Source organism: Acuticoccus sp. I52.16.1 (genome assembly GCF_022865125.1).
In the GTDB taxonomy this organism is placed as follows: Bacteria; Pseudomonadota; Alphaproteobacteria; order Rhizobiales; family Amorphaceae; genus Acuticoccus.
Genome location: NZ_CP094829.1, coordinates 106,552 through 123,782, shown reverse-complemented (window position 1 = coordinate 123,782; position 17,231 = coordinate 106,552). Strand labels below are relative to the sequence as shown.

Below are 17,231 nucleotides of genomic sequence, written 5' to 3'. Positions count from 1 at the left end.
TCGGCCGGCGGCGCATCGAGCTCGGGCATCCCCTTGATCTGCAAGTAGCGGTGCTGGAGCTGCCACTCGTCGTTGGCCTCGAGGAGGACGGCGCCGATGAGACGCACGATGCTCTCCTCGTTGGGGAAGATGCCGACGACGTCGGCCCGACGCTTCACCTCCTTGTTGAGACGCTCCAGCGGGTTCGTGCTGTGCAGCTTGGTCCGGTGTTGGCTGGGGAAGGTGATGTAGGCAAGGACGTCGTGCTCGGCCTCGTCAATGAGTCTGCCGAGCTTGGGCCAGCGGACGCGGAGCTGGTCGGCGGCGTGGCGCCAGGTTTCGCCGGCGCCGGCTCGATCGGGCTGCAGGAAGGCTTGCCGGATCGCCGCCGTGACGACCGTGTGCTGGCCCTTCGGAACGTGTAAGAGCGCATTCCGCATGAAGTGCACGCGGCATCTCTGCCAGGTCGCGCCGATCACGCGCGCGATTGCGGCCTTGAGGCCGTCGTGGGCGTCGGAGATGACGAGCTTCACGCCGCGCAGCCCACGCCGCAGAAGGTCTTTGAGGAAGGCCGACCAGAACGTCTCGGCCTCCGAGGGGCCGATGTGGAGACCGACGATCTCGCGACGCCCGTCCCGGTTCGCGGCCACGGCGATTATCGCCGCCACCGAGACGATGCGCCCGTCCTCGCGGACCTTGAGGTAAGTCGCGTCGAGCCAGAGATAGGCCACTCGCCCTCGAGCGGGCGCTTCAGGAAGGCACCGACGCGCTCGTCGATCTGCTTGCACAGCTTCGACACCTTGATCCTGCCCCGTTTGAGTGGACACCGATGATAGGCTTTCGAGCCAACGACGGAGTGTCCCAAGATGAGCGAGAGACGACGGCGGGTTTTCCCGGAGGCTTTCAAGCGAGAGGCGGTTGAGCGCGTGGCGACGAGTGGCCAGCCGATCGTGCGCGTGGCTGAGGAGCTCGGGCTGCACGAGACGGTGCTTCGGCGTTGGATGACCAAGTACGGCGCGGAAGGGACGGCGCCGCAGCGGCGCCCCACAACGCAGGCGGCGGCGCCGTCCCTGGCCGATCTCGCTTCGGAGAATGCCCGGTTGAAGCGGGAGCTTCAGAAGGCCCAGATGGAGCGCGACATTCTAAAAAACGGTCCCGGGCCGGCGCCCGCCTGTGCGTGATAGAAACGAGTGGGATACGCTCCGGCTCAGGAGGGCAGCGGCCGTCAGCTTATTGGTGGCGTCGACCCCGTCAAAAAACGTGGCCCATGGGTTCATGCGCACTTGAGAATGGTGACGCCGCCTGCGGCGGTGATCCCGGTTAGGAAGATGAACGAATGGCATAGCCCACGCCCTCCTGCCCAACGGGGAGGATGCTATGCCCAAGACGACAACAGGTGGCCAGGACCTGAAGCTGGTCAACCCTGGCGCCGCGGCACTCGACATCGGATCGACCCTGCATATGGCTGCGGTGAACCCTGACTGCACGGACGCGCCTGTCCGCTCCTTCGGCACGTTCACGCGTGACCTCCACGAACTGGCGGATTGGTTTCGAGCCTGCGGTGTGACGAGCGTGGCGATGGAATCGACCGGGGTCTATTGGATCCCGGTGTTCGAGGTGCTCGAGAGCTATGGGTTCGAGGTCATTCTCGTGAATGCCCGCTACGCCAAGAACGTGCCGGGACGAAAGACCGACGTCAGCGACGCCGGATGGCTGCGCCAACTTCACTCCTACGGCCTCTTGCGCGCCAGCTTCCGACCGGAGGCAGAGATCGCCACCCTGCGGGCTTATCTGCGCCAGCGGGAGCGGCTGGTGGAGTACGCCGCCGCCCACATTCAGCACATGCAAAAGGCGTTGATGGAGATGAACCTGCAACTCCATCACGTCGTGTCCGACATCACCGGCGCAACGGGGATGCGGATCATCCGCGCCATCGTGGCCGGTGAGCGGGACCCGGATGTGCTCGCCTCTTTCAGGGATGTGCGATGCCGGTCCTCCACCAAGACGATCCGGGAATCGCTGGTTGGGAACGACCGGGACGAACATCTCTTCGCGCTGACCCAGGCACTCGAGCTCTACGAGGTCTACCAGGCCAAGATCCTCGATTGCGATCGCCGCCTAGAAGCCGCGGTCTCGGCCCTCAGAAGTAGCAGAAGCAAGGCGGCAGGGCCGATGCCCAAGGCACGGCAACGACAAAAGCCGGTCGGCGCACCGGCGTTCGATGTGCGTGCCGCACTTCACGGTGTTCTGGGCGTCGACCTCACCCAGATCCACGGTCTCGGCCCGTCCCTCGCGTTGAAGCTTGTCGCCGAGTGCGGCACCGATTTGTCCGCCTGGCCGAGCGCGAAGCACTTCACCTCGTGGCTCTGCCTCGCGCCGGGCAACAAGATCTCGGGCGGCAAGCTCCTGTCGTCGCGGACCCGGCGCTCGTCCAACCGCGCGGCCGCGCTCTTGCGGTTGGCGGCGACTACGGTTGGGCGGAGTGAGACGGCGCTTGGCGCGTTCTACCGCCGCCTCTCGTCTCGGATCGGCAAGCAGAAAGCGGTCACAGCCACGGCGCGCAAGATCGCGGTTCTCTTCTACAACACGCTCCGCTTTGGGATGGCGTATTGTGATCCGGGTGCCAACGCATACGAAGAACGGCACCGAACGCGTGTCCTCGCCAATCTCCAGCGCCGTGCCCGCACGCTCGGTTATGAGCTGGCGCCCGTGCCGGAGCCGCCGTGTGTTTCTTAGGAAAGCCGCGCTCATCTTCGGAGCGGCCTCCCGGTGACGTTCGGGTTCGTCGATGAGCATCGCGGCATGTGGCCGGTTCGGATGATGTGCCGGGTGCTTGGGATCTCGCCGAGCGGGTACTACGCCTGGAGGGGACGGCCGGAGAGCCGCCGAGCCGGTGAGAACAGGGCCTTGCTCCAGCACATCCGGGCGATCCACGAGGGCAGCGCCGGCACCTATGGCGCGCCTCGCGTTCACGCGGTGCTGCGTGCAGTCGGGCGGGGTATCGGGCGCCATCGCGTCGCAAGGCTCATGCGGCGGGCCGGGCTCCGGGGAAGGGCTGCCTTGCCCCGCCGGGTGCGCACGACGGACAGCCGGCATGCGTTCCCCATCGCACCGAACCGGCTTGGGCAACGCTTCGTGGCGGCTCGGCCGAATGAGGTGTGGCTCGCGGATCTGACCTACGTCCCGACCGGCGAAGGCTGGCTTTTCCTCGCCGCCATCATCGACATGGCAACCCGAAAGGTGGTCGGCTGGGCCATGCGCCAGACGCTCCACGCCGAGATCGCGATAGATGCGCTCAGGATGGCCATCGAACGCCAGCGGCCGCCACCCGGTCTCGTCCATCATTCAGACCGTGGCGTTCAGTACGCCGCCGACAGCTATCGCCAAGTCCTTGCTGCAGCACGGATAACGCCGTCCATGAGCCGCAAGGGCAACTGCCTCGACAACGCCCCGATGGAGAGCTTCTTCCACACGCTCAAGGTCGAGCGCGTCCACCTCCAGATCTACCCGACACGAGACGCCGCACGCCGCGACCTGTTCGGGTACATCGAAGGCTTCTACAATCCCCGCCGCCTCCACTCCGCACTCGGCTATCGATCACCAGCCGAAGCAGAGCGAATGGCGGCATAACCCCGTCCACTTTCTCGGGGCACGATCACCGCGATCGCCGACGTCCGGAGGGGCCCGGTCGATGCCGTCACGACGGCGGTAAGATCGAACCTTCGTTCTCTCCAGAGATGAGACCCTAAAGGACCTAGAAGAATTGTAATCTTCGTGCTACATATTTGGTCGATCTGTAGTGCGAAGGTGCCAAAATGCCCACTCCACACAACCCTCCTGCTGCGGTGCGCCGCGCGCTGCGCAAGCTTGGGGCGGACATCCATGATGCCCGTCGACGCCGACGGCTGCCGATGGCGGTCGTAGCCGAGCGCGCCTTCACGTCTCGCTCGACATTGCAAAGGGTCGAAGCCGGGGACACCAACGTCAGTGTCGGCATTTATGCCGGCGTCCTGCAAGCGCTTGGCCTGCTCGACGGCCTGAGCCAGGTCGCCGACATCAGCAACGACAGCGTCGGGCAAGCACTCGCCAGCGCCGACCTGCCCAAGCATGTCCACCTCAAGCGGCCACCCGGATCGTCCCGTGATGGCTGACTTCGAGGTCCATATCGATTTGGACGGCCGCACACGCCCGATCGGACTGGCGAGGAGCAATCGCGTCCGGGGCACCGAGACCATCCTCTTCGAATATGACAGTGCATGGCTTGAGGACCCGGACCGCTTCTCCCTGGAGCCAGCTCTTGCTCTGACCCGCGGCGCCTTCGCCCCTCCAGCCGGTCTTGCGACTTTCGGCTCCATCGGCGACTCAGCGCCGGATACCTGGGGCCGGCGCCTCATGCAGCGCGCCGAACGCCGTCTCGCCGATCGAGAAGGCCGCGCGGTTCGCACGCTTGTAGAAAGCGACTACCTGCTCGGCGTCGCCGACGAGACCCGGCTTGGCGCGCTCCGCTTCCGCTGGGTCGGCGAAGAGATCTTCCAAGCGCCGATCCGCGCGGGCGTTCCTGCCCTAATCGAGCTTGGCCGGTTGCTCCAGATCACCGAACGGATTCTCCGGGACGAGGAAACGGATGAAGACCTGCAGCTCATCTTTGCCCCAGGCTCCTCCCTTGGCGGTGCCCGACCGAAGGCGTCGGTCATCGACCAACATGGTCACCTCTCGATAGCGAAATTCCCGAAGGAGACCGATGACTACAGTATGGAGACCTGGGAAGAGATCGCGCTGCGGCTAGCCGGCCAGGCAGGTATTGGCACGCCTCAACACGAGCTGATCGACGTCGCCGGCAAGGCGGTCATGTTGTCGCGACGCTTCGATCGCGACGGTGCGATCCGCATCCCGTTCCTGTCGGCGATGGCGATGATGGGCGCTAAGGACGGCGAGCGCGGCAGCTATCCGGAGATCGTCGATGCCCTTTCTCAACACGGCGCTCAGGGGAAGACGGACGCCCATGCCCTCTATCGGCGTGTCGTCTTCAATGTGCTGATCTCCAATGTCGACGACCACCTCCGCAATCATGGTTTCCTGTGGCTGGGTAAGGCAGGTTGGTCTCTCTCGCCGGCATACGACCTAAATCCCGTTCCGACCGATCTCAAGGCGCGGGTGCTGACCACGAATATCGATCTCGACGAGGGCACCTGTTCGCTCGATCTGCTGGAGGCGGCGTCCGAGTTTTTTGCTCTCACCCTGCCGCAGGCCCGCGGGATTATCAAAGAGGTCGCAACCGTGACCGCGACCTGGCGCGATACAGCCAAGGCAGTCGGCGCTCGATCGGCGGAGATCAGCCGCATGGCCAGCGCTTTCGAGCATGACGATCTCAAGCGGGCGCTGGCGCTATGACGAGGACCTGCCTGCACAATTACGATCCGCCAGCATTCAGCCCTGGCACGGGCGCGACCGTCAACCTCGACGTCTCGGAGATCGAGGACGCCGGGATTCGCGAAGAGTTGCAGACGCCAGGGGCTGCATATGGCGCGTGGTCCATCCTGGACGCGCTGTTGGCGCCAACCGGCGTGGGAACGCCCTTCATTTTCCGGGAACCGCTTGGACAGGCCAGCGAGGTGAAGGTCGCGCTATCTGGCCTGTTCGGCCGCTTCGTTGCCCGCGCCTATCTGGAACGCTACTTCAACCTTTCGATCTTCGCGCATCTCGGCAGCCGCATCATCGACCTTGATCGCCGCCGGCGAGTCAAAGTCACGCGCTTGTCCCGTGGCGACCTGCCCGATTGGATCGCCTGCGCCTCCGACCTGTCCTCCTTGACCGTGGCCGAAGCGAAGAGTTGCCATGATAATGGCGGCCCGGCCAAAGCATTGAACCGCGCCTGGGCCCAGGCCGGACGGATAGATATCACCGCCGGAGGCGGCAAGGTCACAGTGAAGCGCATCGCCATCGCGACCCGCTGGGGGATGGCGGCGCCAAATCCGACCGACGCCCACCTCTCTGTCCGCGATCCGGTCGATGAAAGCGAGCCTATCAAGCCGGAGGAGAAAGACGCGCTCTTCATCGGACTTCTCCGCCTCCATATCGCCAAGACGTTGGCGGTGACCGGTCTTCAAGCCGGCCGGAGATCTGGCGGAATTTGTCAGCGGCGTAGTTTGTTGGGGATAGCGTAAGCGACGTTGACAAGCCTCGGCCCTGATGGTCCCTCGAGTTCAGATTTTCGCCACAGTGCTCCGCGCACGGCGGCCACCTTCGCTGGTCGAAAAATCAAGCGCATACCGGCAAAACACCCTCGCAAAACGCGAAGCTTCATTGAGCGCATACCCCTCCGAGGGGAAGGTGAGCATCATAAAATGGTCTAAATCTTCAATCTGAACCGATTTGACATTCTGTGTCAGAGCTGCGTTATAGACCTCACTTTCTGAACTGCGTGCGTCGTCGTGGCCTCGCGGCTTGTGGATCTCTATGCTGATCTCTCTTTGAAAAGGGGAGGTCGCATGAGGAAGCCAGACACAGAGGGAAAGGTGCTGCTCGGCAATGTTGTGCGACCGTTCTTGGATGCCGGTGGGACGCTTCGATATCACCCCATTCGAGATGAAGAGAGCGGTAAGACCCACTGGCTGGTGTTTGGCGTCCGCTCCGATGGAAGCGAATCCCAAGTGTTCATCTCAAGAAACGGTGAGCCGAAGCGCATTCGCTCGGCAAATGCCGTTCTATCCTATCACCAAAGCATGTTTCCGGACGATAAAGGCGTATTCATACCCTGGATCCCCGGTGAAGACACTCAAGGGGCGGATTTCTACCGAAGAAGAAGCATAAATCAAGATGCAACCGCGCGTTCGAGCTTTTGTGGCACGTTAGCTCGGCGGCCATAATCGTTGCCGCCGCTGTCGACTCCGACAAACTCGTCCGCACCAGCCCCAATCTGATCGATATTCTTCCTGCCGTGGAGCTTGAGGGCGCACTCTTAACCGCCCCGGCATGGCCATACACGCTCCTGCTTTCGTTGGTTGTTGCTTTCAGCCGGACAATGGCCCTCGACCTCTTCGCCTGATGCGCTCCCTGTTGCTCCTACCGATGCTCCTATGCGTCGACGCACGTCCATCGATTGCGACAGTGATGGAGTTCGGGTCGCATGGCGCCGTGACCATGGCCGCCGGTCCGCCCCAGGGAGCTCCGATTTCTGCTCCGAGTTCGATTGGCCGCGCCCGGCTTCGCGCCATGGCACACGCAGTCGGCCTGCGTCACGCGGGAGGGTCAGGGCCGCGCGCTGCCGGTCTCGCCGCCATCGAGTTCGCCGATCTCTTCGTGGCGCTGATCGATCAGGAAAGCCGCTTCGATCCGCGGGCGACGTCGCCGAAAGGCGCGCAAGGTCTCGGGCAGCTTATGCCGGAGACTGCGAGCCTCCTCGGTGTCTCCGATCCCTTCGATCCCGCCGAGAATTTGGATGGAGCCGCGCGGTACTTCACGGCGCAGCTCGCTCGCTTCGGCGACGTTCGCCTGGCGCTCGCCGCCTACAACGCCGGCCCGCATCGCGTGATCGAGCATGGCGGCGTGCCGCCCTTTCGCGAAACGCAGGCGTACGTCGCCACCATCACTGCCGCCGCCGGGTACGCGCCGGCGACGTCAGAGCCTGAGCGTCGAGTTCCTGTGAGCGGGGCTGCGGTGCGTGAGGTGTCCACCAGCCCCCAAATGCAAAGGAGCGGCGTATGGGAATTCAACTGAAGAAGGCAGGCCGTATCGCGGGTCTTGCGACGGTGCTCACCGTGGTGGGTGCGAGCGCGGCGATGGCGCAGGACCTCTCGCCGGTCACGAACTTCTTCACCACGCTCGGCGAGGCGCTGACGGGGACGCTCGGTCGCGCCATCGGCCTGGTCGCTCTGGCCGGTGTCGGCCTCGCCTTCGCGACGGGCCGCATGAACTGGATGTTCGCCGGCTCGGTCCTCATCGGCCTTGCGATCCTTTTCGGCGCCGCAACGCTCCTGTCCGGATACTCATGAGCCGTCCGTGCTTTCAGGCGCTGACGAGACCCGTGAGCATCGCGGGCCTCCCGATGAGCTACGTGGTCATCCTCTTCGGTGTCACGTTCGGGGGCTTCATCGCGACGCTCTCGTTCACCTACTTCGTGGTCACCGGCTCATGCGGTGGTGCTGTCGGTCGATGAAAAATCGCAGATCCAGGCGCTCGACCGCACCCAGCCCGGCCTCCCGATGAAGAAGGGCCGCGCCGGCACCATGACCCACGACTATAAACGCCACGGCACCACCACGCTGTTTGCCGCACTCAACGTGCTCGACGGTACGGTCATCGGGCAGAACATGCAGCGCCACCGCCATCAGGAGTTCATCCGCTTCCTCAACCGCATCGAGCGCGAGGTGCCGCCCGATAAGGCCATCCATGTGATCCTCGACAACTACGCCGCGCACAAGAAGGACAAGGTCCGTGCCTGGCTCGACCGCCATCCGCGCTGGACCTTCCACTTCACGCCAACCTCGTGCTCCTGGCTCAATGCCGTCGAAGGCTTCTTCGCCAAGCTCACCCGGCGCAGGCTCAAGCACGGCGTCTTCTATTCCGTCGTCGATCTTCAGGCCGCCATCAACCGCTTCGTGAGCGAATACAATGCGGCGAACCCAAAACCATTCGTCTGGAAAGCCGATCCCGATGATATCATCGCCGCTCGAAACAGAGGGTTCCAAACGTTGGAATCAATCTACTAGGAGAAATTGCCTGCCGATTTCCGCCATAATTTTAGCAAGCGGACGTTGCCGAAGTCCATCTGGTGTCGCCTCCTCCTCATGTCTCGCGCCCCTGGAGAAGCCCGACATACGGCGACGTCTCTAGCTCCTCGGACACTCCATTGCTTGGCTCGAAAGCCTATCATCGGCGTCCACTCGAACGGGGCAGGATCAGACGGACGCGGGAGCCTCGCCCTTCGATGACGCGCGCGATGCAAGCACGTGTTGCACCCCCGGCCCCGTCAGGAAAACGGACGGTTTCTTGCCCAGTGCAAATCGGCTGGAGATTGAACTCCTTTCCACGGCTGACGCGGCAAATAACTCAGTCAAGAAATCAATGTTAATCATTCTCTGGCATTGACGGGTTGTCTAACTCTCCAGCAGGAACGCCCCATGAAGATCGGCTACGCTAGGGTCTCTACGATTGAGCAGAATCTCGACCTGCAACGCGACGCGCTTCAAAAGGCTGGCTGCGAGAAGGTTCTCGCGGACAAAGCGAGCGGGACCGTGTCTGCACGGCCGGGGCTAGAAAAGGTCAAAGAGCTCCTGCGCACCGGGGATACCCTGGTCATCTGGCGGCTCGATCGTCTCGGTCGTTCGCTGCAAGATCTTATAGCCTGGGCGCTCTACCTCGAAGAGCACGGGGTAGCCCTGGAGAGCCTCTCCGAGACGATTAACACCGCGACCTCGACTGGGAAACTCACCTTCCACCTTTTCGGCGCTCTCGCTGAATTCGAGCGCAATCTCATTCGTGAACGCACACAAGCGGGCCTCGCTGCCGCGAGAGCCCGCGGGCGACTTGGCGGCCGTCCGAGTGCGCTCGACGCTGACAAGCGGGCCCTTGCGGTTCAGCTTTATCGTGAAAAGAGACTCACCGCCGCGAGGATCTGCGCGATGATGGGCATCTCCAAGCCTACCCTGTACGCCTATGTCCGCGCCGCGAGCGATGGCTGAATTCTGGCGTTCCGGCAGCAAATAGACCCAGGTAATCTTCGCCGTGGACGATGCCGTCTATGCGCCTCAACGTCTTGAGACTTACGCTCTATCATTGCCATCCGGCTGCGCGGTCGACGTTCACTCGTAAGGAGTTCCTGTGACAGTCCAGCTCGATCTTTTCCCGATTGACTTGCACCTACGGTGCATCGATCGGAGCAGCAACAAGCACCGCTTCTACGCTCTCTCCGTGCAGCGCACATTGTTCGGAGAATGGGCGCTCGTGCGAGAGTGGGGCCGGATCGGCGTGAGCTGTCGTTTGCGTCGAGATTTATACCCGTCTGCAGGATCTGCGATCGATGCACTCATCGAACTCTCGCGGCAGAAGACAACGCGAGGCTATCGCGCTGCAAGCGACTGACGCATAAGTTATATTATGGAACTTCCAAGGCGCGTTTTTACATGAATCTTACTATATTAAGTTGATCGCGTGATCAATATATCTTACCGACTTGCCGATATGACATCGCGCAGGCGATCTTTTATTGCTCTCTGTTGAAAAAGACAGGGTTTTCGATCCGAGCCAATGACCGTAATCGCACGTTAGATGGTGCATTCTTTCCGCCTAGGGAATGCACTGAACCCCAACGGCTATCGTGTGGTAGCCCACGCCACCCACGGTTTATCACGGCTCTGCCGTGAGCAACAATCGAGACCGTGGAGAGTTAGAATCAGTTAGAGATAGAGTTACGGGTTTGAGTTTTAGCGGTAAATGCCTGACATAACTGAGGTTTTCAGGCATTCTACGTGAGACCTGGTGTGTGAAGTGACGAAAAACGGTGTGCGAAGTGACGATCCTTGGTGGGTGAAGTGACGTTGGGAGTAGCTCTCCCTTTGGTTGCATCCCTTTGTTGGGGTGTGTGGAATGACGAAGTTCATTGACGAATGGTGTGTGAAATGACGAAGATGCTCGCGCGCGTGTGTAAAATGACGAATCTCCGGATAGCGAGTGTGTGAAGTGACGATTGACCGCTCTCCCCTACTCCCGGACCGGCATCCCCAAAGGGACCTGTTCGTCTGCGATATCGTAGATGCGGTGCCAAAGGGCGATATGTCTTCGATGGAACACCCCGTGTTTTCGCTATCGACTAAGCCCGATATGCGGTCTCGTCGTTATGAGCGCGGCGGCAATTGGATTGAAATTTCGCCATCCCGTTATGGTCTTGCGACGGTGCACGATCGAGATGTTCTGATCTACTGTATTAGCCAGTGCATGGCGGCATTGAATGAGGACCGGAAGGTACATCGGTCGATGCGTTTCAAAGCGTATGATTTGCTTGTGGCGACCAATCGGCAAACCTCAGGCCGCGGTTACGAACTGCTGAAAGATGCACTTCGCCGATTGCAGGGGACTCAAATTGAAACTAACCTCCGCCAAGGAAATCGAGAGTATTTTAAGGTATTTGGCTTGATAGAATCAGCTGAAATTGTCCGTGAAACACGTGATGGGAGAATGCTCGACGTCGAAATCACACTGTCGGATTGGGTGTGGGATGCTATTGAGAATAACAATGTTCTTGAACTGAATAAACAATACTTCCTTCTTCGGAAGCCATTAGAGAGGAGGTTATATGAATTGGCGAGAAAACATTGTGGCATGCAGTCAGAATGGAAGGTTGGACTTGGAACTCTACGTGAGAAGTGCGGGTCGGGTTCTACAGATAAAGAATTTCGTCGTTTAATCAGCAAGATAATCGCTGATGATGATCAGCACGATCACATGCCAGATTACGCTTTTGTGATCCGGGGCAGTAATGTGGTCGTGCATCGAAAGCGTGCGATGGAGGAGCATGCCGTCCAGTCTTTCCTGGTAGCTGCATTGCGTCTCGATCCTGACACTTATGCTCTGGCACGTGGCGCCGCGCCCGGCTGGGACGTTCATCACTTGGAATCTGAGTGGCGGTCCTGGGTCGCCGACAAGGGCATCGCGGTGAAAGATGCTGACAGGCATTTCCTGAGCTTCTGCAGGAACCGCGGCCCCTACGATGAGCAACGATCGTCGTTGCGTAGTTAAGAATGCTAGCCAAAGACGTCGACGGTCCTCGACGGGATAGTGGTTGAAGCTCTAGCAGCTGGAGGAATTAGAAGTCGGTGAGAGGGCGCAATCCCCGTCCCTCGCGCTGATCGGTGCGGTTTGCGAGAGGGACGGCTAGCGCCAGTCGAGACGACTGGAGATTTCTGTGTCCGAGAGACATTCTGAACCCCAAGGGGAGCCGCAGCCCGGAGGCATCAGCGCCGAGGAGCACGCCGCGTCGCGGCGAGGCGCTAACCGTACGGCAGCGCTTCTGCTGTTCAGCGTCATGTTGATGTTCTTTGCGGGAGCATTCGGCGTCGCCTTCCTGGTGATCTATGGTCCCTATTGAACGGCCGTTGAGTCGCCGCACGGCTTTGGGCTTTGGCGCCAAGGTTCTGCTGGCGATCTCCCTTGCCGGATGCGACGCCCAAAACTGGTATGGAACGGACGTCTCCGGCTCGATGCCGGACCTGGATTTCACGCTAACTCGTGCGTCAGACGGGCAGATCGTCAAGCAAACGGACTTTCGCGGAAAAATCGTCGCACTGTTCTTTGGGTACACGTTCTGCCCGGATGTCTGCCCCATGACCCTGGCAAATCTGACGGCGCTGACTCAAAGTCTCGGGGAAAATGCCGGACGTCTTTCGATCCTATTCGTGACAGTCGACCCGGAGCGGGACACGCTAGAGCAACTTGTCCGCTACGTTGTGAATTTCACCGAGCGGGCGACGGCACTGCGCGGTACCGATGATCAACTCATCAAGCTGACGCGGCGGCTGCGCGTAACGTACAAGATTGCTGATCATGTCCCCGGCGACGCGAACTACGAAGTGTCGCACGGCAAGTCGATCTACGTCTTCGACGCCGAGGGGGAGGCGCGGCTGATATGGCCGTCATTTGAGACGGCCGATGCGGATATCGCTGCAGCGACCCGCGACATCGAACGCCTGATCGCAGATGCATAAGGCGAAGAGGATGCGACTGCGCCTAGATATCTGCCCCTGCGCGACGCATATTGTTGAGGACAAGAAGCAGCGCCAAGACGCTCATCATCGCAGGCGGTATCCAGATCACCAGACCGCCGATCTGCTGATCTGTAAGAGCGTCAATGTCGGGGAAATACCTCCCGCAGAAGGCGTAGTATGGAAAGAGATCCTCGGTGGCAAAGCTGATCAGCGCGCCAAGCACAATCTGCGGGAACATGACCGCGACCGCGAGCACGACCCTGACACCGAACCCGACCCGCGCGGGTGGCGAGACGCGCGTGTCGAGCACGAGCGCCCAAAAGAGGATGCCATCGACCGCCATGGACCAGTTCATGACCTGATACAGGCCGGGGTCGATCATCGCGGCAAAATGCACAGGCGGAATCAGCCAGAGCCAGAACAGACCCACGAAGAGGAACGCGGCCACGAGCGGCTGCTGGACAAAAGCCATGAAGAGAGTTGCGGGAGCGCTGTCGCATGCCCGACGCACCCAGCCCGGTGCGCCGGCCAGGATGGCGGGCCCGCCCGCGCTCAAGGCCAGCAAAACCGGGCCGACGTGGTGCATCGCCACGTGCTGCAGCCGGTTGATGAAGAACATCCGTTGGGCAAGGTATTCGAATCCGGTCTGCGTGACGCCGTAGATCAGCGCGAGGCCCGCCCAGAAGGCGATCCGGCGCCAGGGGCCAGGCCGGTCCACGGGAGCGAGGCGGGACAGACCGCGCTGAAACCAGAGGCCGGACAGCGTGACGGCGAGCCAGATAGGCCACGAGAATTCGTAGGGCCCCCACGCCGGCATTCGCGACGGCACGTAGGTCGAGACCGCCCACAGTGCCGCGCCAATCAGAAACAGCACCGCGCAGCCAGGCCATCCGCGGGTGCGTCCCGGCAACCTGCCCATGACGCTGGTCACGCGGTGGATGCTCTCTCGGCAGGAAAAGCGCGGCGGAGAGGGGAAGGAAGGCGATGAATGCTCTGCTCCACGCCGATCCGTTGGGGGCGGCGATTTCGCCTGTCGCCCTCCTGTTGATCGGTCTTGCGGCGATCGCCTACCTGCGGGGGCTGCGTCAGCTGCACCTCGTCGGCGAGCCGGTCAGGGCGTTCCGACACGCCCTGTTCGTCGCGGGGCTCCTGAGCCTCGCCGTTGCGCTCGACGCCCCGATCGCGCCCGCCGCGGCGAGGCTCTTTACCCTGCACCAGGTGCAGCATCTGCTGGTCCGGCTGATAGGTCCGTTGCTTATCGTAATCGCCTATCCCTGGCCGGTCCTGCGCGCCGGCCTGCCGTCCGGGTTGCGCCGATGGCTGATCATCGTGGGGCGGCGCCCGATGGTGGCGCGGCTTGCCGGGCTCTGCACCACTTTGCCGATGGCCTTGGGCCTGCTGGTCGCGGCGCTCTACATTTGGCAGCTGCCTGCCGTGCACAATGCCGCGCTCGACAAGCCACTGTTCCTCATCCTGGCGCACGTTGGGATGATCCTCGCTGGACTGAATTTCTTCGCCGTGGTGCTCGATCGGCGCGACGCTCCAGAAGGTCCGCCACAGGCCGGACGGATCCTGTTGTTGTTCTGCGCCATCATCTCGAACATATTGCTGGGTTCGCTGACGACATTAAAGGAAGTCGTCATTTATCCCGCCTACGATGTTACAGGCCGCCTTTATGGTTGGTCTGCGATGACTGATGAGACGCTCGGTGGTTACATCATATGGGTTCCGTCTTCTCTCATTATGCTCGCGGCGATCATGATCGCATTCATGGGTTGGAATCGCGCTGAAGAACGGCGTTGGGCAATGCGCTACTCGTTGCGCGGCGGGTCAAACAGTGCCGCGCTCGAATTTCCGGAGACGGCCGAAGAGCTCTGGATGAAGGTGGAGCAACCCAATCGCCGAATGGGTCAGACGCTTGGCTTGGCCGCCTTCTCGATGTTCGCAGTCGTCTTGATCACCGCGATCTGCGTCGTAACGCTGATGTAGCATTCGGGTGCCGGTTGAAGCATGTCAGGTCGGTCACTTCCCGGGCACGGCGGGCGAGGTCGCTTTCGAGGGGGACGACCGCTCTATTGACGTCACGGCCTTGCGGGGGTTCAGAAGCCTCAACGAGTTGGCGACGACCAACAGCGAGACCCCCACATCTGCGGCAATCGCACCCCACATCGATGCAATACCGAACGCCGTCAAGCCGACGAAGGCGGCCTTGGTCGCAAGCGAAATACCGATATTCTCGCGAATAATGCGCATCGTGTGGCGCGAATGGTCGATCAGCCATGGAATTTTGCTGACATCGTCGGTCATCAGCGCAATGTCGGCGACCTCGATCGCCGCATCTGAGCCGACAACACCCATTGCGATACCGTAGTGTGCGCGTGCCATTGCCGGCGCGTCGTTGACGCCGTCCCCGATCATAGCGACCACGTTATGGGTGGCGACCAGTTCCTCCACGGCGATCACCTTGTCCTCGGGCAACAGCTCGGCCCAGACGCAGGCCGGATCGATGCCCACCTCGGCCGCGACCGCGTGCGCGGTATTGGCGTTGTCGCCGGTGAGCATCGCGATCGTGCCGACACCCTGTGCACGGAGCCTGGCGATGATCGCCCCCGCATCCGGCCGGATGCGATCGCGTAGCTCGAGGACACCGATGACGCCCATCTCGTCACCGACCACGACGAGCGTGTTTCCTTTCTCTTCGATTTCGGACTTGAGGCCTGCTGGGATCGCGTCGGCGAACCCTCGTTCGGACGCAAATCGATCGGATCCGAGCCAGATCGCTTGTCCGTCGAAGCGCCCCTCCAAGCCCCGGCCTGGGATGGTGCGGGTGTCCTCGGCGACAATCGCGGGGATGCCATCACGCTCCGAGCGAGCGAGGATGGCGCGCGCAAGCGGATGCGAGGAACGCGCCTCGAGGGCGGCCGCTCGCGACAGGAGGTCCCGTTCGCTCCGTTCCCGTAGGGGGTGGACGGCGGTCACCTCGGGTTCGCCCATGGTGATGGTGCCGGTCTTGTCCATCGCGATGGCCGTCGTCCGCCCCGGCGCCTCGACATAAGCGCCACCCTTGACCAGCACACCCGCGCGCGCCGCGGACGCAAGGGCTGCGACGATCGAGACGGGTGTCGAGATTACTAGCGCGCAGGGACAGGCGATCACTAGAAGCACCAGCGCGTTGTAGAACCAGGTCACCCATGCCTCGCCGAAGAGTAGCGGGGGCAGGACCGCCAAAAGGACCGCGAGAGCCATCACCGCCGGCGTGTAGACGCGCGCGAACTTCGCCACCCACTGCTCCACCGGCGCGCGGCGCGCCTGGGCGTCACCGACCATGCGGATGATCTTGGACAGCATCGTGTCCGATGCCGCTTTGGTCGCGCGTACCGTGAGGCTTCCCTCGCCATTGATGGTGCCGGCGTAGACCTCGTCGCCCGGCTCCTTGGGAATGAGAGCGCTCTCGCCGGTGATCGGTGACTGATCGACCGCACCGGCGCCCGCCGTCACCTCGCCGTCGAGCGGAATGCGGTCGCCGCCGCGCACCACGAACTGGTCTCCGATATGCACGTCCTCTGCGGGAACCGTTGCCTCGCTGCCGTCGGGCCGGATCACCCGTACGGTCGGCGGGGCTAAATCGAGGAGGGCCGCGACTGCACGGCGCGCCCGTCCCACGCTCCAACTCTCCAGGTAGAGGGACAGGCAGAAGAAGAAGGCGACCGTCGCCGCCTCGAAGAATTCGCCGAGCCCGATAGCGCCGGCGATCGCGACGACCATGAGGAGGTTCATGTCGGGAGAAAGCCGCCGCGCCGACGACCAGGCTTTCGGGGCGACGAGCCAGACACCGAACAGGATTGCGAGCGCGAATAGTCCGGCCTCGGGGACCGGCATCGGCTCTTCCCCATGTCCGGCAAAGAGACTGAGCGCCCCCGAGAGGCCAGTCTCCAATATGTGCCAGAGCAAGCCAGCGCTCCAGAATACGCCACTCAGCAACGTGAACTGCCGTTGACGACCGAGATGAGCCACTTGGTCCGCGGCAGCGCTGTCGTCGTCCCAAAGCTCGGCGCTCATCCCGGTTTCGGCAACGATTTCAACGATACGATCGTCCGGAACCGACCGTGCTCCTTCCAGGATGATCATCCGGCCGTTCAGCACGTCGAAGGCCAGATGGTCGGTGCCGCCGACCTCGGGGCCAACCGCCTTGTTCAGGATGGCGACTTCCTCGGCGCAATCGAGGCCGCTGACGCGAAAGCTTCGACCCGCGCCTGTCGACGAAGAGGATGCTATCGGGACACTGCACGTGGTTCCGTCGCCACAACAGCCGACCTCTTTCTGATCACGATGCGGGTGATCATGGACGTGACCATGATCATGGCGATGGGTGCAATCGGACATCTGCAGGTCCTAGCTGGCTGATTGGTTGAGCCCACAAGGTAATTCCTACAGCGACTTGAGCTTCAAGAGCCCACCGTGAGAAACCGCCGGCGCGCGGCGTCTCGGCAGTTCATGCTTGGCAAGTCACTAATGCCTCTGGGAGACTTAGCCACTGGGATGAGTTTCGTCGGC

At 62.0% G+C, this 17,231-nt stretch carries 15 protein-coding genes and 4 pseudogenes; 15 read left to right on the top strand and 4 right to left on the bottom strand.

What is annotated here, in order from left to right; genetic code table 11:
• Positions 1-8: 8 nt before the first annotated feature.
• Positions 9-781, bottom strand: a pseudogene (locus MRB58_RS22965) (IS256 family transposase); the annotation flags it as partial.
• Positions 782-845: 64 nt separating this feature from the next.
• On the opposite strand from MRB58_RS22965, the pseudogene MRB58_RS23675 reads away from it, so the two are divergent.
• From MRB58_RS23675 to MRB58_RS23650, 6 genes and pseudogenes are all read left to right on the top strand, one after another.
• Positions 846-1,127, top strand: a pseudogene (locus MRB58_RS23675) (transposase); the annotation flags it as partial.
• A gap of 229 nt (positions 1,128-1,356) precedes the next feature.
• A complete protein-coding gene (locus tag MRB58_RS23670; RefSeq protein WP_244782150.1) occupies positions 1,357-2,715 on the top strand; it encodes an IS110 family transposase in 1,359 nt (452 codons plus the stop codon).
• Positions 2,716-3,609: pseudogene (locus tag MRB58_RS23665) on the top strand (IS3 family transposase); the annotation flags it as partial.
• Between the two features lie 185 nt (positions 3,610-3,794).
• Positions 3,795-4,130, top strand: a complete 336-nt coding sequence (locus MRB58_RS23660; RefSeq protein WP_083551875.1) for a helix-turn-helix domain-containing protein — start codon at positions 3,795-3,797, stop codon at positions 4,128-4,130.
• Entirely contained in the window at positions 4,123-5,370 is a 1,248-nt protein-coding gene (locus tag MRB58_RS23655) for a type II toxin-antitoxin system HipA family toxin (RefSeq protein ID WP_244782149.1), read from the top strand. The genes MRB58_RS23660 and MRB58_RS23655 overlap by 8 nt, the downstream gene beginning before the upstream one ends.
• Positions 5,367-6,143: a hypothetical protein gene (locus MRB58_RS23650; protein WP_244782148.1), complete on the top strand. Its 777-nt coding sequence runs from the start codon at positions 5,367-5,369 to the stop codon at positions 6,141-6,143. The genes MRB58_RS23655 and MRB58_RS23650 overlap by 4 nt, the downstream gene beginning before the upstream one ends.
• A 39-nt stretch (positions 6,144-6,182) precedes the next feature.
• Here the strand turns inward: MRB58_RS23650 and MRB58_RS23645 are convergent, their stop codons facing one another.
• On the bottom strand, positions 6,183-6,629 hold the full coding sequence (locus MRB58_RS23645) for a hypothetical protein (protein ID WP_244782147.1): 447 nt from the start codon (positions 6,627-6,629) through the stop codon (positions 6,183-6,185).
• Positions 6,630-7,278: 649 nt separating this feature from the next.
• On the opposite strand from MRB58_RS23645, the gene MRB58_RS23640 reads away from it, so the two are divergent.
• The 8 genes and pseudogenes from MRB58_RS23640 to MRB58_RS23605 all read left to right on the top strand — a co-directional run bounded on the left by MRB58_RS23640 (position 7,279) and on the right by MRB58_RS23605 (position 12,677).
• Entirely contained in the window at positions 7,279-7,695 is a 417-nt protein-coding gene (locus MRB58_RS23640) for a lytic transglycosylase domain-containing protein (RefSeq protein WP_244782146.1), read from the top strand.
• Entirely contained in the window at positions 7,680-7,970 is a 291-nt protein-coding gene (locus MRB58_RS23635; RefSeq protein ID WP_244782145.1) for a TrbC/VirB2 family protein, read from the top strand. The genes MRB58_RS23640 and MRB58_RS23635 overlap by 16 nt, the downstream gene beginning before the upstream one ends.
• The gene (locus MRB58_RS23630) at positions 7,967-8,134 is read left to right on the top strand and encodes a VirB3 family type IV secretion system protein (RefSeq protein ID WP_371747315.1); all 168 of its coding nucleotides are present in this window, start codon (positions 7,967-7,969) and stop codon (positions 8,132-8,134) included. The genes MRB58_RS23635 and MRB58_RS23630 overlap by 4 nt, the downstream gene beginning before the upstream one ends.
• Positions 8,103-8,687, top strand: a pseudogene (locus MRB58_RS23625) (IS630 family transposase); the annotation flags it as partial. The gene MRB58_RS23630 and the pseudogene MRB58_RS23625, both read left to right, overlap by 32 nt.
• Before the next feature lie 411 nt (positions 8,688-9,098).
• Complete coding sequence (locus tag MRB58_RS23620; protein WP_244782144.1) at positions 9,099-9,659, top strand: recombinase family protein; 561 nt, start codon at positions 9,099-9,101, stop codon at positions 9,657-9,659.
• 139 nt (positions 9,660-9,798) lie between these two features.
• Positions 9,799-10,059 carry a WGR domain-containing protein gene (locus tag MRB58_RS23615; RefSeq protein WP_371747314.1) on the top strand — a complete coding sequence of 87 codons (261 nt, stop codon included), beginning with the start codon at positions 9,799-9,801 and terminating at the stop codon, positions 10,057-10,059.
• 588 nt (positions 10,060-10,647) lie between these two features.
• Positions 10,648-11,712 carry a replication initiator protein A gene (locus MRB58_RS23610; RefSeq protein WP_244782143.1) on the top strand — a complete coding sequence of 355 codons (1,065 nt, stop codon included), beginning with the start codon at positions 10,648-10,650 and terminating at the stop codon, positions 11,710-11,712.
• Positions 11,713-12,068: 356 nt separating this feature from the next.
• The gene (locus MRB58_RS23605; protein ID WP_244782142.1) at positions 12,069-12,677 is read left to right on the top strand and encodes an SCO family protein; all 609 of its coding nucleotides are present in this window, start codon (positions 12,069-12,071) and stop codon (positions 12,675-12,677) included.
• 22 nt (positions 12,678-12,699) lie between these two features.
• Here MRB58_RS23605 and MRB58_RS23600 read toward each other — a convergent pair whose 3' ends face one another.
• Positions 12,700-13,608 (bottom strand): cytochrome c oxidase assembly protein, encoded by a 909-nt coding sequence (locus MRB58_RS23600; protein ID WP_244782141.1) that lies wholly within the window; start codon positions 13,606-13,608, stop codon positions 12,700-12,702.
• 53 nt (positions 13,609-13,661) lie between these two features.
• Here MRB58_RS23600 and MRB58_RS23595 point away from each other — a divergent pair, with 53 nt between their 5' ends.
• The gene (locus tag MRB58_RS23595; RefSeq protein WP_244782140.1) at positions 13,662-14,666 is read left to right on the top strand and encodes a cytochrome c oxidase assembly protein; all 1,005 of its coding nucleotides are present in this window, start codon (positions 13,662-13,664) and stop codon (positions 14,664-14,666) included.
• Between the two features lie 33 nt (positions 14,667-14,699).
• On the opposite strand, the gene MRB58_RS23590 is transcribed toward MRB58_RS23595, so the two are convergent.
• Entirely contained in the window at positions 14,700-17,060 is a 2,361-nt protein-coding gene (locus tag MRB58_RS23590; RefSeq protein ID WP_244782139.1) for a cation-translocating P-type ATPase, read from the bottom strand.
• Between the last annotated feature and the right edge of the window lie 171 nt (positions 17,061-17,231).